Source organism: Cupriavidus sp. TMH.W2 (assembly GCF_050847365.1).
Lineage (GTDB): Bacteria > Pseudomonadota > Gammaproteobacteria > Burkholderiales > Burkholderiaceae > Cupriavidus.
In genome coordinates this window covers 1845143-1866585 of sequence record NZ_CP193792.1, presented here as the reverse complement: position 1 = coordinate 1866585, position 21443 = coordinate 1845143, and the positions used below count along the sequence as shown (strand labels likewise).

At 67.1% G+C, this 21443-nt stretch carries 21 protein-coding genes; 6 read left to right on the top strand and 15 right to left on the bottom strand.

Annotated features, from left to right (window positions below; genetic code table 11):
- Window positions 1–170: 170 nt before the first annotated feature.
- From ACREYQ_RS08570 to ACREYQ_RS08550, 5 genes are all read right to left on the bottom strand, one after another.
- Window positions 171–629, bottom strand: coding sequence for an Lrp/AsnC family transcriptional regulator (locus ACREYQ_RS08570; RefSeq protein ID WP_432260296.1), 459 nt, complete (start codon window positions 627–629; stop codon window positions 171–173).
- Between the two features lie 59 nt (window positions 630–688).
- Complete coding sequence (locus ACREYQ_RS08565) at window positions 689–1264, bottom strand: cysteine dioxygenase (protein ID WP_432260295.1); 576 nt, start codon at window positions 1262–1264, stop codon at window positions 689–691.
- 198 nt (window positions 1265–1462) lie between these two features.
- Window positions 1463–2230, bottom strand: coding sequence for a cell envelope integrity protein TolA (gene tolA / locus ACREYQ_RS08560; RefSeq protein ID WP_432260294.1), 768 nt, complete (start codon window positions 2228–2230; stop codon window positions 1463–1465).
- Window positions 2231–2416: 186 nt separating this feature from the next.
- A complete protein-coding gene (locus ACREYQ_RS08555; protein ID WP_432260293.1) occupies window positions 2417–2785 on the bottom strand; it encodes a VOC family protein in 369 nt (122 codons plus the stop codon).
- 53 nt (window positions 2786–2838) lie between these two features.
- Window positions 2839–3534 carry a TetR/AcrR family transcriptional regulator gene (locus ACREYQ_RS08550; RefSeq protein ID WP_432260292.1) on the bottom strand — a complete coding sequence of 232 codons (696 nt, stop codon included), beginning with the start codon at window positions 3532–3534 and terminating at the stop codon, window positions 2839–2841.
- A 349-nt stretch (window positions 3535–3883) separates the two neighbouring features.
- Here ACREYQ_RS08550 and ACREYQ_RS08545 point away from each other — a divergent pair, with 349 nt between their 5' ends.
- The 6 genes from ACREYQ_RS08545 to ACREYQ_RS08520 all read left to right on the top strand — a co-directional run bounded on the left by ACREYQ_RS08545 (window position 3884) and on the right by ACREYQ_RS08520 (window position 12193).
- On the top strand, window positions 3884–5608 hold the full coding sequence (locus tag ACREYQ_RS08545; RefSeq protein ID WP_432260291.1) for an AMP-binding protein: 1725 nt from the start codon (window positions 3884–3886) through the stop codon (window positions 5606–5608).
- Window positions 5609–5653: 45 nt separating this feature from the next.
- Window positions 5654–7261 carry a carboxyl transferase domain-containing protein gene (locus tag ACREYQ_RS08540; RefSeq protein ID WP_432260290.1) on the top strand — a complete coding sequence of 536 codons (1608 nt, stop codon included), beginning with the start codon at window positions 5654–5656 and terminating at the stop codon, window positions 7259–7261.
- A 74-nt stretch (window positions 7262–7335) separates the two neighbouring features.
- Complete coding sequence (locus ACREYQ_RS08535; protein WP_432260289.1) at window positions 7336–9351, top strand: acetyl-CoA carboxylase biotin carboxylase subunit; 2016 nt, start codon at window positions 7336–7338, stop codon at window positions 9349–9351.
- A 20-nt stretch (window positions 9352–9371) separates the two neighbouring features.
- The gene (locus tag ACREYQ_RS08530) at window positions 9372–10232 is read left to right on the top strand and encodes a hydroxymethylglutaryl-CoA lyase (protein WP_432260288.1); all 861 of its coding nucleotides are present in this window, start codon (window positions 9372–9374) and stop codon (window positions 10230–10232) included.
- 339 nt (window positions 10233–10571) lie between these two features.
- Entirely contained in the window at window positions 10572–10952 is a 381-nt protein-coding gene (locus ACREYQ_RS08525) for a hypothetical protein (RefSeq protein WP_432260287.1), read from the top strand.
- A 230-nt stretch (window positions 10953–11182) separates the two neighbouring features.
- Window positions 11183–12193, top strand: a complete 1011-nt coding sequence (locus ACREYQ_RS08520) for a helix-turn-helix domain-containing protein (protein WP_432260286.1) — start codon at window positions 11183–11185, stop codon at window positions 12191–12193.
- Window positions 12194–12213: 20 nt separating this feature from the next.
- Here the strand turns inward: ACREYQ_RS08520 and ACREYQ_RS08515 are convergent, their stop codons facing one another.
- From ACREYQ_RS08515 to ACREYQ_RS08470, 10 genes are all read right to left on the bottom strand, one after another.
- Window positions 12214–13656, bottom strand: a complete 1443-nt coding sequence (locus ACREYQ_RS08515; protein ID WP_432260385.1) for an amidase — start codon at window positions 13654–13656, stop codon at window positions 12214–12216.
- Between the two features lie 229 nt (window positions 13657–13885).
- Window positions 13886–15385, bottom strand: a complete 1500-nt coding sequence (locus ACREYQ_RS08510) for an aldehyde dehydrogenase family protein (RefSeq protein ID WP_432260285.1) — start codon at window positions 15383–15385, stop codon at window positions 13886–13888.
- 38 nt (window positions 15386–15423) lie between these two features.
- A complete protein-coding gene (locus tag ACREYQ_RS08505) occupies window positions 15424–15840 on the bottom strand; it encodes a c-type cytochrome (protein WP_432260284.1) in 417 nt (138 codons plus the stop codon).
- Window position 15841: 1 nt separating this feature from the next.
- On the bottom strand, window positions 15842–16291 hold the full coding sequence (locus ACREYQ_RS08500) for a c-type cytochrome (protein WP_432260283.1): 450 nt from the start codon (window positions 16289–16291) through the stop codon (window positions 15842–15844).
- Complete coding sequence (locus ACREYQ_RS08495; RefSeq protein WP_432260384.1) at window positions 16288–16803, bottom strand: methylamine dehydrogenase light chain; 516 nt, start codon at window positions 16801–16803, stop codon at window positions 16288–16290. Before ACREYQ_RS08495 ends, ACREYQ_RS08500 begins: the two co-directional genes overlap by 4 nt.
- A 19-nt stretch (window positions 16804–16822) precedes the next feature.
- The gene (gene mauD, locus ACREYQ_RS08490) at window positions 16823–17410 is read right to left on the bottom strand and encodes a methylamine dehydrogenase accessory protein MauD (protein ID WP_432260282.1); all 588 of its coding nucleotides are present in this window, start codon (window positions 17408–17410) and stop codon (window positions 16823–16825) included.
- Between the two features lie 48 nt (window positions 17411–17458).
- Entirely contained in the window at window positions 17459–18016 is a 558-nt protein-coding gene (locus tag ACREYQ_RS08485; RefSeq protein WP_432260281.1) for a MauE/DoxX family redox-associated membrane protein, read from the bottom strand.
- Window positions 18013–19071 (bottom strand): amine dehydrogenase large subunit, encoded by a 1059-nt coding sequence (locus ACREYQ_RS08480; RefSeq protein WP_432260280.1) that lies wholly within the window; start codon window positions 19069–19071, stop codon window positions 18013–18015. Before ACREYQ_RS08480 ends, ACREYQ_RS08485 begins: the two co-directional genes overlap by 4 nt.
- A gap of 674 nt (window positions 19072–19745) precedes the next feature.
- Window positions 19746–20336: a J domain-containing protein gene (locus ACREYQ_RS08475; protein ID WP_432260279.1), complete on the bottom strand. Its 591-nt coding sequence runs from the start codon at window positions 20334–20336 to the stop codon at window positions 19746–19748.
- 136 nt (window positions 20337–20472) lie between these two features.
- On the bottom strand, window positions 20473–21378 hold the full coding sequence (locus ACREYQ_RS08470; protein WP_432260278.1) for a LysR family transcriptional regulator: 906 nt from the start codon (window positions 21376–21378) through the stop codon (window positions 20473–20475).
- Window positions 21379–21443: the final 65 nt, after the last annotated feature.

Here is a 21443-nt window from a genome sequence, read left to right as displayed (position 1 = left end):
TTCTACAGCCATTGATGCGTCGCAGCAGGTCGGAGGGCAGTGATCGCCGGGCAACAAAATGACCCGGAGGGCGGATTTTGCGTTTTTAAGGCGAAAAAATGCGCCGAAATGGCGGAAATTGCTAGTCGCGCTGGGCTGGCCGCCGGCCCGGAGACAGCGCGAGTGACGCCTCATGCATAGTCGAGCGGCAGGGCCGTGGTGTACTTGATCTGCTCCATGGCAAAGCTGGAGCTGACATCGGCCAGTTCCGCCCCCTGGATCAGCTTCTTGTAGACGCGGTCATAGGCGGCGATATCGGGCACCACCACGCGCAGCAGGTAATCGGTGTCGCCTGCCATGCGATAGAACTCGGTCACTTCCGGAATTGACGACACCAGTCCGTGGAACTGCTTGAGCCAGTTCACGTTGTGCTGGCTGGTCCGGACCGCCACAAAGACAGTGACGCCGGCATTGAGCTTGCCGGCGTCGAGCAGCGCCACGCGCTTGCGGATCAGGCCGGCTTCTTCCAGCTTCTGGATGCGGCGCCAGCATGGCGTTGAGCTCAGCCCGACGCGCTCCCCGATCTCCGCCACCGGCACGGTGGCGTCTTCCTGCAGGATGGCAAGGATCTGTTTGTCGTAGCGGTCCATGGCGCGTAGCGGTCAGGTTAGGGTGGGGCGGCGCCCGCACGCTGCGCTGCGCGCGCGGACTAGGCGCTGGCGGTGGGCACCAGCAAGTTCACGCCGGTAGCAATATGGTCGCGGCTGACGCCATAGAGATGCAGGGACACGGCGATATCGTCGCTGGTATTGCCCAGCGCATGGATGTGCTGCAGCCCGCTTGGCACGCTGAAGGTATCGCCGGCCGTGCGCATGACGGTATTGGTATGGCGCGCGTGCCGGCTGGCGGCATCCCACTGGTAGTGCTGCTCGGTCAGCGTGCCGCGCAGCACGCGGTAGGCGCACCAGGTGCGATGGCCGTGCACGGGGCTCGCCTGCCCCGGGCGCCAGACCAGCACCATCGCGGAGAAGCGCTCCATCGGATCGCCATAGACCAGGTGCCGGGTATAGGTTTCCGGCGAGCCGAGCAAGGCGCCCGGCGGCAGTGCGGCAAGCAGGGCGTCGGTGTCGGTCAGGTGTGACGCGATCTGGCTGGCCACCATGCGCGCGCTGTTGGCGAAGATGCCGGCCAGGTCCAGCGCCAGCTGGTCGAGCGGTGCGGCCGGCAGCACCGGGGGAGGCGCATTGACCGAGCGCGCGGCAGTAAGAGGGGATGCGGTTGGCATGACGGGCTCCGTCGGCTTGTTCTTGTTTATTCATGATATTGGCGGGCCGGGAGCACATGCATGCGAATTCTCCTTTCAGGTTGACATGAATTGTCACTCTATTCTAAAAGGATATATATTTTTAGAATCATATGCTCATATCTTGTCGGAAACAAGACGGAGTGCCGATGCCGGCGCATGGCGCAGGGAGGGGTCCTGCTAGCCGCCCTGGTCCTTGGGCCAGAAGGTGATGAGGATATTGGAAGGCGCGACGCCGTTGGTGTCGCGGGGCAGCGGGTCAGAGCGCTGCACCGCGCGCAGCACGGCGTTGTCCCAGCCGGCATTGCCGCTTGACTTGGCAAGGCGCGTGGACAGCAGCGAGCCGTCTGGCGCCATGCTCACGGCCACCACCGCCGCCGGGTTGCCGGGAACGTCTTCGTTGAAGATGATGTTCGGCTTGACCCGCTGCCGCACGCGCTCGGCATAGCCGGATGAAGCTTTTGCGGAGGCGCCTGAGCCGGACCCGGCATTGGCCGCGGCGCTGGTGCCGCCCGCCTGCGCCCGCAACCGCGCCAGTTCGCCCTGGCGCTGGGCGTTGCTTGCCTGGCGCTGCGCTTCCATCGCCTTGCGTTGCGCATCCTCCTTGCGGGCGGCTTCGGCGCGCGCCTGGCTGTCGCGCAGCCGCGCCGGCTCTGGCTCGCGCGCGGCAAGCTCGGCCTTGCGCTGCTTTTCCCGCAGCGAGATATCGGCCTCTTCCTGTTCGCCCGGCTTTGGTGTCGGCACTGCCCTGGCCGCCGGCTCCGGGGTTGCCGCTTCGGGGACAGGTTCCCACAATTCGGCCGCGACCCCCTCGGGTGCAGCGCTGTGCCAGCGCACGCCGTAGTAAAGCAGGACGCCCAGCAGCAGGTGCATGAGCAAGGCCAGCAGGAAGCACATCAGCGTGCCCCGCTCACGCACGGGCTGGTAGGGATAGGCTGCGGTCTGCATGAATCACGCGCCTTGCGGCTATTCGATGCCGGGTTCCTTCCGAAACCTGAGCCGCGGTCCAGGGCGCCACTTCATTTTATGGGGTGCAATCGCATCAACCAAGCGCAGCAAACGCTGCAAAACGTCGCGCGAGCATGGCGGGGCGGCAGTGTCTGGTCAACCGCACACTGCAACGGCGCCCGCAACTCAGGCCTTCGTGAAGATTTCCAGCAAGTGTTTGCTTGGATCCTCGAAGTAGATCCTGCGGCCGCCATCGTCCGTGTTGACCTCGCCGGGACGGCGACGGTAGGGGTCTGCCCAGTACGTCAGGTTGCGTGCGCGGATGCGGGCAAAGCCCTGGTCGAACTCGGCGTCGCTGACCAGGAAGGCATAGTGCTGCAGGGCCACGTCGCCGTGCGCGTCCATGAAGTCCAGGGTGACATCGTTGTCGAGCCGTACACCGAGAAACGGCCCGAAGGGCTCGGCAGGAGGACGTCCGAGGATTTCGCAGAGGAAGTCCGCGGATGCCTGCTTGTCATGAGAAAAGACGATGGTGTGGTTAAGCTGGATGGCCATGGCGCAATCTCCGGTACATCGGTTTCCGTCCGCCGCTCAAGCCGGCCAGGCAGTCAGGCGCCTTCGGCCTTTCTCAGCGCCGCGCCGACTTCTCCATAGAAGGCCCGCAGTTTTTCCACCTCGACATTCACCGGCAGCAATGCGGGCCACAGCAAGGCCACCATGTCGCTGGCGGTCTTGTCGATATCGACTTCCCGCTCGCGTGCGATCGCATCCCAAAGGATATGCTCCATCGGCCCGAGAATGGCGGAGCGCATCAGGCTCAGCGGCAGGTCGTCGCGAATCTCGCCGTTCTCCCTGCCGCGTGCCAGCAGGTCCATCAGCGGGGCCGTATAGCGGCGTTGCAGCGGTACGAACATCTCGCCGAGGTCCGGCCCCTTGGCCCGGCCTTCCGACAGCACCAGGGCGCAAAGGCCTGTCCCCTGGATCAGAAACAACTGCAGGTGCGTCTTCACATAGAACGCCAGTTGCGCCCTGGTGCTCTGGCCGCGGGGCATGCCTTGCTCAATGGCATCGATGATCTCGTCGTACCAGTCCTCGATCACCCGCACGCAAAGCGCACGCTTGCCATGGAAATAGGTGAAGACCGTTGCCTCGGAGACGCCCAGGCGTTGGGCAATCTCGGTGGTCGTGGTGCGTTCGTAGCCCAGTTCGGCGAACACCTCGCGGCTGACGCGCAGGATGTCGCGGATGCGTTGTTCCGCCTTGGCGCCGGCCGGTACGCGGCGAGGGGTGGTGATCTCTTCCATGTGTCTGGGCCCAGCTGGCGGAAACGCCGAATTATAGGCCGCGCCCGATTGGCCGCGGCGCCATGCGTGCTGGCTGCCGAGGCTGCGTGCGCGCTCAATGTGCTGACATGGTACTCCTTTTCGTAGGCAGTTGAGTGATGCTCAACTACCTATTGAATTTTCCTCAGTGGCCGTATATCTTTCCATCAATCAGCTGTGAAGCCAATGGAGCAAACCGTAAATATGGATGCTCCAGCGCGACGCTTAGGGGTAAACCCCGGATCCAATTGAAGGCGCGACGGTATTCATGAAAATTGAGCTAAGCTCAAGAAATATCGGACGCGAAACACCACGAGCTTTGGAGACAAGTATGAAGACGCAGGGAAAGCCGCTTCACACCATTCTGCCGATCGACGGGCTGTCGCATGTGCGAGGCGACACCGGTATCCCGCTGTCCGAGCAGACCGTGCCAGCGTTTCTGGCGCAGACCGTGGCCGCTTTCCCCGAGCGCGAAGCAGTGGTGTTCCGCGAGCACGGCGTGCGCTGGAGCTGGCGGGAGTTCGCCGAGGCGATCGACGCGCTGGCGTCGGGCCTGCACGCACTGGGGCTTGTCAGGGGAGATCGCGTCGGCATCTGGGCGCCCAACCGGGTCGAATGGCTGGTGACGCAGTTCGCCACGGCGCGGCTCGGGCTGGTGCTGGTGAATATCAATCCGGCCTACCGGCTGGCCGAGCTTGAATACGCGCTGAACAAGGTTGGCGTCAAGGCCATCGTCGCCGCCGAGGCCTTCAAGACCTCGCGCTACCTGGAGATGTTGCAGGCGCTGGCGCCGGAACTGGCGACCAGCGAGCCGGGCGCGTTGCAGGCCGCGCGCCTGCCGTTGCTGCGCTGGGTGATCCGCATGGGCGACGATGAGACGCCCGGCATGATCCGCTATGCGGATGTGGTGGCACGCGGCGCCGGCGTGGCGCGCGCGGCGCTCGACGCCATCACGGCGCAACTCGACCGCCGTGACCCGATCAACGTCCAGTTCACCAGCGGCACCACCGGCGCGCCCAAGGGCGCCACGCTGACGCATCGCAATATCGTCAATAATGCGCGCTACATCGCCATGGCGATGCGCTTCTCCGAGCAGGACAAGCTGTGCATCCCGGTGCCGTTCTACCACTGCTTCGGCATGGTGCTGTCGGTGCTGGCCTGCGTCTCGACCGGCGCGGCGATGGTATTCCCCGGCGAGGCCTTCGATCCGGAAGCCACCATGCAAGCTGTCAGCGAAGAACGCTGCACCGCCCTGCACGGCGTGCCGACGATGTTCATTGCGCAGCTCGACCACCCGCGCTTTGCCGATTACGACTTCTCTTCGCTGCGCACCGGCATCATGGCCGGCTCGCCGTGCCCGATCGAGACCATGAAGCGCGTGGTGGCGCAGATGCATATGTCCGAGGTGACCATCGCCTACGGCATGACCGAGACCAGCCCGGTCTCGTTCCAGAGCAGCACCACCGATCCGCTCGACAAGCGCACCACCACCGTAGGCCGCATCCAGCCGCACCTGGAAGTCAGGATCGTCGACGCCACCGGCGCCACCGTGCCCGTGGGCGAGAAGGGCGAGCTGTGCACGCGCGGCTATTCGGTCATGCTGGGCTACTGGGACGACGAGGCCCGTACCGCCGAGACCATCCGCGACGGCTGGATGCACACGGGCGACCTCGCCACCATCGACGACGAGGGCTACTGCAATATCGTCGGCCGCGTGAAGGACATGCTGATCCGCGGCGGCGAGAACATCTACCCGCGCGAGATCGAGGAATTCCTGTTCCGTCATCCCAAGGTACAGGCCGTGCAGGTGTTCGGCGTGCCCGACCCGAAGTATGGCGAGGAGGTGTGCGCGTGGATCGTGCTCAAGCCCGGCGAAAGCGCCACCGAGGACGAGATCCGATCGTTCTGCCGGGACCAGATCGCCCACTACAAGATCCCGCGCTATATCCGCTTTGTCGACGAGATGCCCCTGACCGTGACCGGCAAGGTGCAGAAGTTCGTGATGCGCGACCAGATGATGCGTGACCTGAACCTTGGCGAATCCAGGACGGCCTGAGCGCGCTGACTGACCACCATCAACAACCGACTGCCCGAGGCCCTTATGGCGGCAATAGAAACCAAGCTGAACGCCCGCTCCGAAGCGTTCAAGACCAATGCGCAAGCAATGCAGGCCCTGGTCGCCGACCTGGAAGCCAGGATCGCGAAGCTGGCCGAAGGCGGCGGCGAGGCGGCCCGTGACAAGCACCTGTCGCGCGGCAAGCTGCTGCCGCGCGAGCGCGTGCAGCAACTGCTCGATCCGGGCACGCCGTTCCTGGAGCTGTCGCAGCTGGCCGCGTACGACATGTACGACAATGCGGCGCCCGGCGCGGGCATCATCACCGGCATCGGCCGCGTGGCCGGGCAGGAATGCGTGATCGTCTGCAACGACGCCACGGTCAAGGGCGGCACCTACTACCCGATGACGGTCAAGAAGCATGTGCGCGCGCAGGAGATCGCCGAGGAGAACAACCTGCCGTGCATCTACCTGGTGGATTCCGGCGGCGCCAACCTGCCCAACCAGGACGACGTGTTCCCCGACCGCGACCACTTCGGCCGCATCTTCTACAACCAGGCCAACCTGTCCAGGCAGGGCATCCCGCAGATCGCGGTGGTGATGGGCTCCTGCACCGCGGGCGGCGCCTATGTGCCGGCGATGAGCGACGAGTCCATCATCGTCAAGAACCAGGGCACCATCTTCCTGGGCGGCCCGCCGCTGGTGAAGGCGGCCACCGGCGAGGAAGTCAGCGCCGAGGACCTGGGCGGCGCCGACGTGCATACCCGCCTGTCCGGCGTGGCCGACTACTTCGCGCAGAACGACCACCATGCGCTGAGCCTGGCGCGCAATATCGTGCAGCACCTGAACCGCCGCAAGCCGGACCAGATCCGCCTGCACGAGCCGGTGGAACCGCTGTACCCGGTGCAGGAGTTGTACGGCGTGATCCCCACCGACACGCGCAAGCCCTACGACGTGCGCGAGGTGATCGCGCGCATCGTCGACGGCTCCGAGTTCGACGAGTTCAAGGCGCGCTACGGCACCACGCTGGTCTGCGGCTTCGCGCGCATCTGGGGCTACCCGGTCGGCATCATTGCCAACAACGGCATCCTGTTCTCGGAGTCCGCGCTCAAGGGCGCGCACTTCATCGAGCTGTGCTGCCAGCGCAAGATCCCGCTGGTGTTCCTGCAGAACATCACCGGCTTCATGGTGGGCCGCAAGTACGAGAACGAAGGCATCGCCCGCAACGGCGCCAAGATGGTGACCGCGGTGGCCACGGCGCAGGTGCCCAAGTTCACGGTGATCATCGGCGGCTCGTTCGGCGCGGGCAACTACGGCATGTGCGGGCGCGCGTATTCGCCGCGCTTCCTGTGGATGTGGCCGAATGCGCGCATCTCGGTGATGGGCGGCGAGCAGGCCGCGAGCGTGCTGGCCACGGTGCGCCGCGACGGCATCGAGGGCAAGGGCGGCCAGTGGAGCGCCGAGGAAGAAGACGCCTTCAAGCAGCCGATCCGCGACCAGTATGAGCACCAGGGGCATCCGTACTACGCCAGCGCGCGCTTGTGGGACGACGGCGTGATCGACCCGGCGCAGACGCGCACGGTGCTGGGGCTGGGACTTTCCGCCAGCCTCAATGCGCCGATCGACGACATGAAGTTCGGCGTGTTCCGCATGTAAGCCTGCCAGCCTCCAAGGCACCACCCAGAATCGTTGTTACGAACGCTCCCGAGCGTGGAGCGAAAGGCGAAGTCATGTTCAACAAAGTCCTGATCGCAAACCGTGGCGAGATCGCCTGCCGCGTGGCCGCCACCTGCCGCCGGCTCGGCATCCGTACCGTCGCGGTGTACTCGGATGCCGACGCGGATGCGCGCCACGTCGCCTTCTGCGACGAAGCCGTGCATATCGGCGGCGCGGCCGCGCGCGACAGCTACCTGCGCGCCGACCACATCATCGAGATGGCGAAGGAGACCGGTGCCCAGGCCATCCACCCGGGCTACGGCTTCCTGTCCGAGAACGAAGCCTTTGCCGAGGCCTGCGCCGCGGCCGGGCTGGTCTTCATCGGCCCGCCCGCTTCGGCCATCCACGCGATGGGCAGCAAGAGCGTGGCCAAGCAGTTGATGGAGAAGGCCGCGGTGCCGCTGGTGCCGGGCTACCACGGCGAGGACCAGGATCCGGCGCTGCTGCGCCGCGAGGCCGACCGCATCGGCTACCCGGTGCTGCTCAAGGCCAGCGCCGGTGGTGGCGGCAAGGGCATGCGCGTGGTCGAGTCGGGCGATGGCTTCGAGGCCGCGCTGGCCTCGGTCAAGCGCGAGGCGTCGGCCAGCTTTGGCGACGACAAGGTGCTGGTGGAGAAGTACCTGACGCGCCCGCGCCATATCGAGATCCAGGTCTTTGCCGATACCCACGGCAACTGCGTCTACCTGTTCGAGCGCGACTGCTCGGTGCAGCGCCGCCACCAGAAGGTGCTGGAAGAAGCGCCGGCACCGGGCATGACGGAAGAGCGCCGCCGCGCGATGGGCGAAGCGGCCGTTGCCGCGGCCAAGGCCGTGGGCTATGTCGGCGCCGGCACGGTCGAGTTCATCGCCAACCAGGACGGTTCGTTCTACTTCATGGAGATGAACACGCGCCTGCAGGTGGAGCATCCGGTCACCGAGATGATCACCGGGCAGGACCTGGTCGAGTGGCAGCTGCGCGTCGCCGCCGGCGAGGCGCTGCCGCTCACGCAGGAGCAACTGCGCATCGGCGGCCATGCGCTGGAAGCGCGTATCTACGCCGAAAACCCCGACAAGCAGTTCCTGCCGTCCACCGGCACGCTGCGCTTCCTGCGCACGCCGCCGGCGGTGCAGTTCATGCGCGGCGAGGATGCGCACGGCCCGGCGGGTATCCGCATCGATGCCGGCGTACGCGAGGGCGACACCATCAGCCCGTTCTACGACCCGATGATCGCCAAGCTGATCGTGTGGGGCAAGGACCGCGACGAGGCGCTCGCGCGCATGCGCCAGGCGCTGGCGGCCTACCACGTGGTGGGGCTGTCGACCAATGTGGCCTTCCTGCAGCGGCTGGTGTCGTCTGAAGCCTTCCGCACGGCGGATCTCGATACCGGCCTGATCGAGCGCAACGAGCAGGTCCTGTTCCCGCCGCCGGCGCCGGTCGGCATGGAGATCATCGCGCTGGCGGTGGCGGCGCTGCTGGACCGCGAGGCCAGGCAACGCCGCATCGACGCCGCCGACCAGCATTCGCCGTGGACCCATGGCGGGGCGTGGCGGCTGAACGGCGGGGCGTCGCGCACGCTGAAGTTTGCCTACGGCGACCAGGTGCTGGACGTCGTGCTGAATACCAATGAGCGCGGCAGCACCCTGACCTACGCGGACCAGGCCGCTCCGTTCACCGCTGCCTGCCAGGCCGACGACATCCGCATCGACCTTGGCACGCGGCGCGTGCATGGCCAGGTGCATGCGGAAGCTGACGAGTTTCATGTCTTCCATGCCTGCCGGCATATCGCACTGACCTGGCTCGATCCGCTGACCCACGTCGGCGAGGCTGAAGGCGAGGGCGGCAAGCTCACCGCGCCGATGCCGGGCAAGGTCATCGCGGTGATGGTCGAATCCGGCAGCGCCGTGACGCGCGGCGCGCCGTTGCTGGTGATGGAGGCGATGAAAATGGAGCACACCATCTGTGCGCCGGCCGACGGCGTCGTCAGCGAAGTGCTGTACGGCATTGGCGAGCAGGTGACAGAGGGCGCCCAACTCCTGGCGTTCAGCGCCTGACGCTGCCAGGGAGACGCAATATGCACGCGGATTTCGTCAAGGTCGTCGAGGTCGGTCCCCGCGACGGCTTGCAGAACGAAAAGATCCTGGTGCCGACCGGGATCAAGGTAGCCCTGATCGACCAGCTCTCAGGCGCCGGATTCGTGAATATCGAGGCAGCGTCGTTCGTGTCGCCCAAGTGGGTGCCGCAGATGGCCGACGGAGCGCAGGTGATGGCCGGCATCCGGCGACGGCCCGGGACGCTCTACTCGGCGCTGACACCGAACATGAAGGGCCTCGAGGCCGCGCTGGCCGCGGGTGTCGACGAGGTCGTGATCTTTGGCGCAGCGAGCGAGGCATTCTCGCAGAAGAACATCAATTGCTCGATTGCCGAGTCGATGGCTCGCTTCACGCCGGTGGCCTCGGCCGCGAAGGCGCATGGCCTGCGCCTGCGTGCCAGCGTGTCCTGCGCATTGGGATGCCCATACCTGGGAGAGGTTCCGGTCAGCGCGGTGGCGGAGGTGGTGCGCGGCATGCGCGAACTGGGCTGCGACGAGATCGATATTGCGGATACGATCGGCGTAGGCACGCCAGAGAAGGTGAAGGAGGTGATGCGCGCTGCCTCGACGGAATTCCCGGCGGAATCGTTGTCAGGGCATTTCCACGATACCTATGGCCACGCGCTGGCGAACGTCGCCGCCAGCCTCGAGGCCGGCATCCGGATCTTCCACTCTTCAGTCGCCGGTCTGGGCGGCTGCCCCTACGCCAAAGGGGCAACCGGCAACGTGGCGACAGAATCCCTGCTCAGGCTGCTGGAGGGCATGGGGCTTGAGACCGGTATTGACTTGGGCAAGGTTGTGGTTGCCGCGCAGTTTGTGTCGAAGGTCGCAGGCAAGCCCTGATATCGCGTCAGGCATCCGCCGCGATCACGACGTCGCAAGGCCCCGGCTACCGGAGTGAAACTGCGCTGGCATTCTCGCCTGCCGTCCAACGGTCCACGCGAAGTGCCGGGCCGGTACCGACACCGCGGCAATATCGCCGCACCGGCGTCAGCAAGCTGGCCTGGCCTGGCGAAGCCCGCCTGCGTCGAGCTCCGCACCCCGTTGCCGCGCCCACATGCCAACCCTGGTCGTCACGTGATGGGAGGGGCTGTAAGCCGCACTTTCGGCAAGGCCTGGCCGCAATCTTGCTTGCTCAATGCCTGAGGTCGCAAGGCGACAGGCATTCCGTTGGGAGGATCTATGCAGCATGCACGCATCACCGCGCACAAGGGGATTCTGGTTGTCGAGCTGTTACCTGGCCCGGCGCATGGGGAGGCAATCTCGGCCAACAAGCTCCGCCATCTGGCCACAGTCATTCATGACACAGGACGGCACCTGGGCGTTTCAGAGGAAGCCCTGGCGCTGCTGAAAATGGTGAAGCGAGGCCTTGACCGCATCGGCGACTTTGCCTGGTTCCGTAGTGACGACGGCAGAGATCATTTTGCGTGGCTGGGAGGCCCGAAGCGGCTGGTAAATCCCACGGAAGTGGCGGCTGCACGGGGCTATGCGATTCTTGCGCACCGGGTCATACCGAACGAGGTGCCAGACGGCGCGAGGATGGCCATCGAGGCGAACTTCTGAGCACACGGTGATTGATTGCGAAGCCGGGAGTCCGATGTGGAAGAATCCGGGCGGCCGCTTGACCGCCCAGCGCCATCAGGGTTCTCCCGCTTCCGCGGGGCCCGCGCTATTCGCTAAACTGTGCCGCCGCGCACGCCGCCACGATGCTGCAACGGGTCGCCGATCACGACGCAACCCTCCACGTCGGGCGCGGAATGGCGAGCCGTGCATAAGGCACGCGCCCCCATGCCATGACCAGACTGCCTCCCGCCGACGACCCCAGCGACCATCCCGTTAACGCGCCCGCATTGCGCGGGCTGCGCCACGTCGTGGCCGACGAGGCACAGGCCGCCGCGGCGGAACTGAACGGGTGGCAGCAGCGCTACCAGCAACTGACGCCCGGCATGTTCCGCGCCGAGGTCACACAGGTTACCTACGGCGATGTCCATGTGTTCCGCGAACAGACCACGCAAGCGTTGCTGGAAGAGGGTGAGGCGGCGTGCGGCTATGTCTCGCTGGCGCTGCCGCACGCGCAGTGCGAGGACGGCTGGTTCCATGGCTACCGCATGCACGGCCACGCGCTGCTGTGCGCCGGCAACGGCCAGGCACTGGCGATGCGCACCCCGCGCGAGCTGGACCTGACCGGGCTGACCGTGCCACTGCCCGCGTTGCAACGTGCCGTATCGCTGGCAGCCGGCGAGCCACGCCGCCTTGACGCCATGCCCAGGGTGCGCCAGGTGCGCCCGGCGGTCGCCAATGAATTGCGCGCCGCGCTGCTGTCTGTGCTGGCGACCGCGGCGATCGAGTCAGAAGTGTTCAGCAACCGCTTCGTGGAAGGTGCCATCCGCGATGCCTTGCTGCTGGCCGCCGCGACTTCGCTGATCGATGACAGCGAACGCACATCCGGGCCGCTGCCCACCGCCGGCGCCCGCCGGCAGCTGGTGGCCGACGCCTATGCGCTGGTGCGCGCCACGCCCGACCACGGATGGAGCATCCTGGCCTTGTGCGAACAGCTGCGGGTATCGCGCCGCACGCTGCAGTACAGCTTCAATGAAGTCACCGGACTGGCGCCGCTGGACTTCGTGCGCGCGGTTCGCATGAACGGCGTGCGCCAGGTGCTGCGCGCCGGCCCGGTCGAACCGGTCGGGGCCGCGGCGGCGCGTTTCGGCTTCCATCACCTGCCGCGCTTCGCGGCGCAGTACCGTGCTTTCTTTGGCGAACTGCCGTCGCAAACACTGGCACGGCGCCGCAGTATCGGCTAGCCGCGAGCCAGGCGCGGCGGCTAGGCCATCATCGCGCGCGGCAGGTGGCGGCCCACCCAGTCGCGCTCCTGCTCGTAGGCGCGCGCCAGGCGCAGCACACCCATGTCATCGCGCGGGCGTCCGATCAGCTGCATGCCCATCGGCAGCCCGTCGCTGCCGAAGCCCACCGGCACGCTGATGACCGGGCAGCCCGACAACGTCCACGGGAACACCACTTCCATCCAGCGGTGATAGGTATCCATCTGCCTGCCGGCGATGGTCTTGGGCCACGGCTCGCGCACGTCGAAGGGGAACACCTGCGCGGTCGGCACCGCGATGAAGTCATGGCTGGCAAAGACCTGCTGCAGTGCCTGCGCCCAGGCGCTGCGGTCCGCGCTGGCGGCATAGATATCGCTGGCGTCGAGCTTGAGCGCGCCTTCGACCTCCCATACCGCCTCTGGCTTGAGCAGCGCGCGCCTGGCCGGATCGCGGTAGAACGGCAGCATGCCGTTGCCGACCAGGAAGTGGCGATGCACCAGCCAGGTCTTCCACAGGCGCCGCGGGTCAAACGGCGGCCTGATCGCCTCGACCGATACGCCGAAAGCCGGAAATGCCTGCAGCGCCTGCTCGCACAGCGGCAGGATGCCGTCTTCCATCGGCAGGTAGCCGTCCCAGTTGCCCAGCCACGCCACGCGCTTGCCCTTCAGGTTGGCGCCAAGCGTGGCCGTCACGTTTTCCGGCGTGAGGCCGGCGAGCACGGCGTCGCGCTCGAGCGCCAGCGGCGTGCGCGGGTCCGGGCCCGCCTGTGTTGCCAGCAGCAGCGCGACATCCGCCACGGTGCGGCCCATCGGGCCTTCGTAGCCGAGTTGCTGGAGAAAGACCTCCGGAGTGGGGCCGTAGGGCACGCGCCCCATCGACGGACGGAAGCCATACACATTGCAGAAGCCCGCCGGATTGCGCAGCGAGCCGCCGAAGTCACTGCCGTCGGCCACCGGCAGCAAGCGCATGGCCAGTGCGGCGGCCGCGCCGCCGCTGCTGCCGCCGGCGCAGCGCGTGGCGTCGTAAGGGTTGCGGGTGGCGCCGTAGACGGGGTTGAAGGTCTGCGAGCCGAGCCCGAATTCTGGCGTATTGGTCTTGCCGATCAGGATGGCGCCGGCCTTGCGCACGCGCTCGACGATGATGGCGTCGGTGGCCGGAACGTTGTCCTTGAAGATCGGCGAGCCGAAGGTGGTGCGGATGCCGCGCGTCAGCGCGAGGTCCTTGGGCGCCTGCGGCATGCCGTGCATCCAGCCGCTCGATTTGCCGCCGGCAAGCGCCTGGTCGGCGGCGGCGGCTTCCTGCAGCAGCACGTCTGGTTGGCGCAGCGCGACGATAGCATTGGTAGCCGGATTGGCGCGCTCGATATGCGCCAGGTAGGCGGTCATCACTTCGCGGCACGAAATGCGGCGGGCGTGGATCTCGCGCGACAGTTGCCACGCCGGCATCAGCACGATCGGGTCGGGGGCGCCGCCGGTAGCTCTGTCGCCGGTGCCGCCGCCCCCGCTGGCAGGCGCGGCGCCGGCCGCACGGGACATGGCGGAGCCCGCGGCGGCGGCGGTCAGTGCCGTGCCGGCGAGCCGGCCCAGCCATTGGCGGCGGGCCGGCAGCGGCGTGGCCGTGGAGGTGGAAGGTGTCGTCTTCATGGTCGTTCCAGTCGGAAGAAGGAAACCGCGATCACACTGCGATCATTACCGACTTGGTCTCGGTATAGTGGTCGAACACCGCCCGGCCCATCTCGCGGCCGAGCCCCGACTGCTTGAAGCCGCCGAACGGCATGGCGTTATCGAGCAGGTTATGGCAATTGACCCAGACCGTGCCTGCCTTGATGCGCGGCACCAGCCGGTGTACCCGCGACAGGTCGTTCGACCACACCGACGCGGCCAGCCCGAACGGGGTGCCGTTGGCGCGGGCGACCACCTCGTCGATCTCATCGTAGGGCAGCGCGACCACCACCGGCCCGAAGATCTCTTCCTGCACAACGCTGGCGGTCTCGGGCGCCCGGGCCAGCACCGTCGGGCGGAAGAAGTGCCCGCGTGGCATTTCTGCCGGGCCGCCGCAGACGAGTTGCGCGCCGTCTTGCACGCCGGCCTGGACGTAGTTCGCCACGCGCTGGCGCTGCCGCGCCGACACCAGCGGTCCCATGGCCGTGTCCGGCTCGATGCCCGCGCCCAGCCGGAAGCCATCGGCGATCTTCGCCAGCGCCTCGACCGTGGCGTCGAACTGCCTGCGCGGCAGATACAGCCGCGAGCCCGCCGTGCATACCTGGCCCTGGTTGAAGAAGATCGCCTGCGCGGCACCAGCCGCCGCAGCGTCGGGCGACATGTCATCAAGCATGATCACCGGCGACTTGCCGCCCAGCTCCAGCGTCACCCGCGCCAGCCGCTGCATGGCGGCCCCGCCGACCAGCTTGCCGACCTCGGTCGAGCCGGTGAAGGCGATTTTGTCTACCCCCGGATGTGCGGCCAGCGCCGCGCCGCAATGCGCGCCGTCGCCGGTGACGATGTTGAGCACGCCGGCCGGGTAGCCGGCTTCCATCACCAGTTCGCCCAGGCGCAGCGCCGACAGCGGCGTTTCCTCGGCCGGCTTGAGCACCACGGTGCAGCCGCAAGCCAGCGCAGGCCCAAGCTTCCACGCCGCCATCAGCAGCGGGAAGTTCCACGGAATGATCGCGCCGACGACGCCCACGGCCTCTTGCCGCGTGAAGGCGACGAACTCCCGCTCGCGCACCAGCGGTACCGACACATCCACGCTTTCGCCATGCAGTTTGGTGGCCCAGCCGGCCATATAGCGCAGGAAGCCGGCCGCGCCGGCCACGTCGACCGCGCGTGCCGCGCTGGCGGGCTTGCCGTTGTCGAGCGCCTCGATCTGGGCCAGCTCGTCGGCATTGGCCTCGACCAGGTCGGCCAGGCGCAGCAACAGGCGCTCGCGGTCGGACGGGCGCATCGCGGCCCAGGGGCCTTGCCCGAAGGCGCGGCGCGCGGCCTGGACTGCGGCATCGACATCGGCGGCCGTGCCGGCGGGCACCTCGGCCAGTGCGGCTTCCGTGGCCGGATCTTCGGTGACAAAGACAGCGCCGCCGGCGGCGGCCAGCCACTGGCCGTCGATCAGCATGCGTTTGGGGCGCTGCAGGAAGGCGCGGGTGGCGGGGGCAAGCAGGTCAGTGCGGGTGTCCATGGGTCTCCTCGGTTTATCGGTGTTTCGGTGTTGTCGGTTCAGCGGCCGGACAGGATCGCGGCGCGGTGCGCGGCGACATCGTCAAGCCGGTCATTGCGGTAGCGCGTCACTTCCTGCGTCGTGTATGGCGCGGCGTCGCGCTGCGCTGCCAGTGCCGGCAGCATCCAGTTCATCAGCTCGGCAATCTGCGCATCGGTCAGGTCCGAGCCGGAGGTGCCGGGCACCTGGATCAGGAACGCGCGGCCGGCGGGCGAGCGCAGCAACTGCGGCACGCTCAGGCGCATGTCGGGGATGCCCGCCGCGGGCTTGCCCGAGCCATCGGGCAGATGGCAGCCGGAGCAATGCAGCATGTAGCTGGCCTGGCCGCGTTGCAGCTTGCCTTCGGCATGGGCCGCGCCGACGGCAAGGCAGGCCGCGATGCAGGCCAGGGCGTGGCGCAGTGCGGCGCGCGCCATGTCAGCGTGCCTCGCGCAGCTTGCGCACCGCGCCGGGCGTCTTGCGCTCGGCGCGGGCCTTGGCCAGCAGTTCGGCGCCGTCGGCGGCGGCGGCCTGCCCGTTCTGCGTGTTGAGCCATGCCATCACCGCCAGCAATGAAGCATCCGGCAGCGTGGCAAAGGGCGGCATCACGCCGTTGAATGGCTGTCCCTGCGATTCGATCGGGCCGGCCAGCCCGTGCACCAGCACGTTGGCCAGATAGGACTGCCCGGCCGGCGCGGCCAGCCGCTCGCGCAGCGCATTGGCCAGCGGCGGTGCGACCCCGGCGATGCCGGAGGCGTCGGCGTTGTGGCAGGCCGCGCAGTTGGCGGCAAACAGGTCCTTGCCCTGCGCCGCAAGGTCGGCGGCAGCGGCGGGCAGGGTGCAAAGCATGGCCGCGCTGGCGGCGGCAAGGCAGAGGCGGCGCTTCATTCCTGCACTCCGAGAATGATCGAGGTGGTGCAGTGGAACATCGTGCTGGTGTTGCTCATGCACCAGTTGACGTCGTTGTGGACGCCGAGCTTGTAGCCCGGGCGCTCGCGTTCGTTGGTATTGCACTCGCAGCGTCCGCAGGTGGTTTTGCCGCAGCAATCGTTGTAGCTGACCATGTAATCCTTGCCGTCCCCGGGGTTGCGGCAGGTGCCGACCCACGACACTTTCGACGGCTCGGTGCCGGGCGGGCAGGTCGTGGAACTGCCGCCGCAGCACGAGCACAGGAAGCCGTCGACCGCACAGTACTTCCAGTAGTCGCAAGAGGTTTCATCAACGGGCTTGCCGGTGCGCGCGCCGTGCGCGGCCGCGGCATGCGCGCTGCGGTCGAAGGGCAGCACCGGCAGCGCCATGCCGCCTACCATGGCCTTGCCCAGGGTGGCCAGCACGCTGCGGCGGCCGACGCGCTGGGCGGCGCGGCGCGCCTGACGCTCGAAGAGGTTGTCGAACCACATCACGGTTGTCTCCTTGCGCTCAGGCGTGGGTTTCCAGGAACTGCTGCACCGAGGCCACGTTCAGGTCCATCGCGGTGAACAGGCTTTCCAGCTGCTCGCGCGAATTGACCAGGCCCTTGGCACGCAGGGTGCCGTGCTGGTCGAGCAGCACGCCGTAAGGCAGCTTGCCGATCTGCAGGTGCATGCCGAGTTCTTTCGACAGCACGTATTGGAATTCGCCCAGGCCAGCCTGGCGCAGGAAGGCCAGATGCTCGGGCTGTTCCCCGTCCGAGGCCAGCACGATGCGCAGCCAGCTGCCTTCACTGGCGCGGATCGACTTCAGCACCGGGATCAGCTTCTTGCAGATGGGACAGGTCGGCGACAGGAAGAACAGCAGGGTGGCGGTGCCCTGCTGGCCGCCGACGGCAACCCCGCCGCCGCGCACGTCCTGCAGCGCGAACGGCTGCAAGGGTTGGCCGACGCGCGGGCCGGCGTCGATCACCAGCGCGCCCATCGGGGCCACGCGTTCATAGAGGATGCCGACCTGGCGGGCCAGCGCGTAGAGGCCAAGCAGGAGCGCCAGCACGGCGATCCACAGCACGATATTGGCAATCACAAGAGCAGTCATGACAGTCTCGGTTCGGAGGAAAAGAAAGGCGTGTTCAGCAAGGCGTGTTCAGGCGCGGGCGTGAGCGCGGCCCGCATTGGCCAGCAGTTGCGTGGCCGCGAGCCACATCAGCAGCAGCGCCAGCGCGCAGAAGCAGGCGGCGGCAAAGTCCAGCGGCGCCAGCGCGCGCACCGGCCCGGCCGCGGCGGATGCCGCCGCCAGGGCCAGCACCGCCAGCAGGGCGGCATTGCGCAGGACCAGGCCGCCGGACAGCGGCATGCTGTCGGCATCGCTGCCGCAGCCGCAGCGGATATCGCGCCGGCCGCGGGCCAGGTTGATGCACACCGCGGCGGTGGCAACGCCGACGACGGCAAGACCGGCGATGGCCGAAGCCGCCTGCAGCGGCCGTGCCACCAGCAGCAGCGCGGCACCGGCTTCGGCCGCAACGAAGCCCGCGGCCGCGGCACGGCTCCACGCGCCGGGCAGCAGCCGGTAGGCGTCGAGGGCCGCGTAAAAGCGCTCGAACTCGCGCAGCTTGGGCAGCACCGAAAGCAACAGCACCAATGCGGCGGCAGCGCTGCAGGCGGCGGTGACGACGGGGTCGGCGATCAGCGTGGCGGCGGTCATTGGTGGGCCTCCACCTGCACAGCGGCTTCGCTGACCCCGTCCAGCCGCGCCACCGGCTTCAGGCGGCTGGCGGGATCAAGCGCAACCACGCCGGCCTTCATCGCATCGAGCGCGTACAGCGTAGGCGCCGCGCCTTGCGTGATGGTCAGCGCCAGCGCGTTCTGCCCCGGAGCGCGCGCCACGCGCGTGCGGCTGGCCAGGTCGATGGTCCAGATCTCGGCCGCGGGCGTCTTGTGCGAGCCTTCGCGGCTCTTCGGGTGCATGCCGACATAGAGCCGCTGCGTGGCGGCGTGCAGCGCGAACAGCTGGTAGCCACCCGGCTTCCAGCCGGCCCTGGCGTCGGCGGCGCTGACGATGGGCCACGGCTTGCCGAAGGACGGGGTCTCGCCCGACAGGTCGGCGGTATAGACATTGCCGTTGAAAGAGAGGAAGTAGAGCGTATTGCCGATGCGCTCCGAATGCAGGAAAACCGGATCCTGCTGCGGATCGAACATGCGCGCGCTGCGCTTCTGGCCGGCCGGCTGGCCGTTGGCATCGTGCGTGACAGTCAGCATGGCGCCGTCGCTGCACAGCGACTGGAAGCGCTGGCTGGACGCCGCGCTGGCAAAGATGCCCCAGCAGCCGGGCGTCTGCACCTCGGCCGCGAGCTTGTTTTCCTTCAGGTCGACGATGCTGACCGAAGTGGCCGGCGTGGCGTTCTGCACATACAGGAAGCGGCCATCGGCCGAGGCGGCGATGATGCCGCGGTAGTTCAGTGACTGCGCGTGGCGCGGCGGGATCACGATCTCGCTGCGGTAGGCCAGCGTATCGGCGTCGTACAGGCTGACCACATCAGTGCGCTCGCCGCGCGAGAGGCGCGGGTAGAAGGTGGAGACCACGTAGATGGTGCGCTTGTCCGGCGACAGCAGCGACTGCCCGCCGAAGCCGGTCGGCAGCAGCCCCAGGTACTTCATCTGCTTGCCGTCGATCACGTGCAGGCGGCCGTCGACCATGTGGCGGAACGCTACGTCAGAGATATAGAGGCGGTTTTCGTCCGCCGGCGCCAGCTTTGTCACGGTGAGCGTCTCCGGCGGCAGGTCGGCGGCGCCCGCGCCAGGCGCAAGGGGTGCGGCAAAGAGAGCGGCAACGAAAGCGGTGAGGGTGCGGGAAGAGGGGTGCCGCGTTCTGGCTGAGCGGCATGGCCTCCTGCTGTTGTGCTTCACGACTGTCTCCTGTCGATGCGGGAATGGAGGCAGTCTATGAACAGGACGCGACTGGGCGTTAGCCGGAATCGGCAATCGCCGTACCGGGGAATGTACCGAGCCGCAAGGCCGTTGCAACGGCTACGCAATGGCATTCGGCGGCGCCATGCACCGCTGCGGTGCGTCAGGCGAGGCCGTGCAGGGAGTCGTGGCCGGGCAATCGCACGGGCGGCACGTTCAGCGGGCAGGGCCGCACTGGCGCGGATATCCGTTTTTGGCAACGGCGCGACCCCGACGGGGGCGGCGCGGTTCAGGCAGGCGTGCGCCGCAACCTGCTCTGGCAGCGTCTCGCCCGGCGCATCGCGTATCGCCTTCTCGCTGGCCGATGCTGGTCATTGGCACTGGCTACTCTGTTCAACGTGACGCAAGGGGCACTGATCTGTTCCGCGCGCGGCGCTATCGCATCGGGTGCAGCAACGCCACGCTCAAACACTCCCGCAATGCATGGGTTGCCTGGTTCAGCTATACGCCCTGTCCACGTCACCCAGCTACGTGCGGATGCCGAACAGGCCGTGCCAGAATGAATCGAAGGCGCCAGGATGTCGCCGGTGCCGCGTCTCTTCGCCGGGCCCTGGCGCCGCGCCGGCAGGCGTTGCGGCCGCTTCGGCGTCAGGCGCATCCGCGGCGGGCTCACTTGTCCTGCGCGACGCCTGCAACGCCCAGGTGCTGTCGGCGATGCGTGCCGCCAGTTCGGCCTGGCAATCCCGGCCGAGCAGCACGCCGAAGATCACGTCGCGGTTGTGGCCCTCGTCGGCACAGCGCATGGCGATGGCGACCATCTTCTCGTAGTGTTCCTGCGCGGCACGCTCCGCCTCGCGTTCCTGCGCCTGCTGCGCCTCGCATTCGGCCTGCCAGCGCTGCATCTCGCGCTCGAATACCTCGTCGTAGACCTGGCGCTGGACGTCATCGGAAAGAATGGCGTAGGCATCGCGGATTTCCTGGAATGCCGTGTGCGACTCTGCCTCGCGGCCAGGGTTGCGGTCGGGGTGCCATTTCATGGCAGCACGGCGGTAGGCGCGCTTGATCTCGTCCAGGGTCGCGGTCGGTTGCACGCCGAGGGTCGCGTAGAGGGTGGTCATGAGAGAGTGGGGCGGCGGCTGGAGGCAGCGCTCATGCTAGCACGAGGAGACCTGCCGGTGGCCGGCACCAGCCGGGTCTTGCATGCCGCGTGCCACTGACTTGCCGCGCCGCGGTATCCGGCTGAGTATGGCGAGGTCAGGATGCCCGGCCATCGAACATCTCGGTTCCGAGTTGCACAAATGCCCGTACCGCCGGGGATATTTCCCGACGCCTGTGAGCCAGCACCAGGTGCACTGTGAGTCTGAAGTCGGCGATCTGTGTGTAGAAGATACCTGGCTGGGAGAACTGCCGCATTGACTCAGGGACGATGGCCACGCCGTATCCCGCGGACGCGAGGCAAATCGCCGAGATGAAATCCTGGACGCGATATTCCAGGTGCGGCGTGAACCCTCCCGCCTCGCCCAGGGCGGATAACGCGGACCCGAATCCTTCCTCGTCGGCAAACTGCGGGACGATGAACGACTGGTCTGCCAGCGCGCGCGCTGAAATGGTCCTTCGCCTTGCCAGGGGATGGCTTTCCGTCATTGCCGCCAGCATACGTTCGGTCTGTACGACTTTCGTGACAACGCCAGCGGGATAGAGCCGTCTGGGCCTGACAATTCCCACATCGATCTGGCCATCGCTGAGCGCTTCGAGCGCCCTTGGCGTTTCCATTGGCACGACTTCGATCCGGACCGTCTCATGTGATTTCCGGAATTCGCTCAGCATCATGGACAACAGGCCGCTGCTTGCGCCAGATGCCACATAGCCGACGCGGATGACGCCAGCCAGCCCTCGGGCAGCCAGGCGTCCCACCTGGTCGGCGCGCTCGATGTGCCGCAATGCCGCGACTGCCTCGGCATGGAACAGGTGCCCAGCGTCGGTAAGTGACACCGGCTTCCGTTTGTTGCGGTTCAGGAGCGTGACCCCCAGATCCTGCTCAAGGCGCTGGATCTGGGTGCTGAGCCCTGACTGTGCGACGCCCAGGCGATCTGCCGCCTTGGCAAAGTGAAGTTCTTCCGCCACGGCGAGGAAGCACTGCAACTGGCGCACATCAATCATCTTTTTAATCTCGATTCAGGAATAAAGATTACGTGTTTCTATCTGGATCATATCAAAGAATCCGG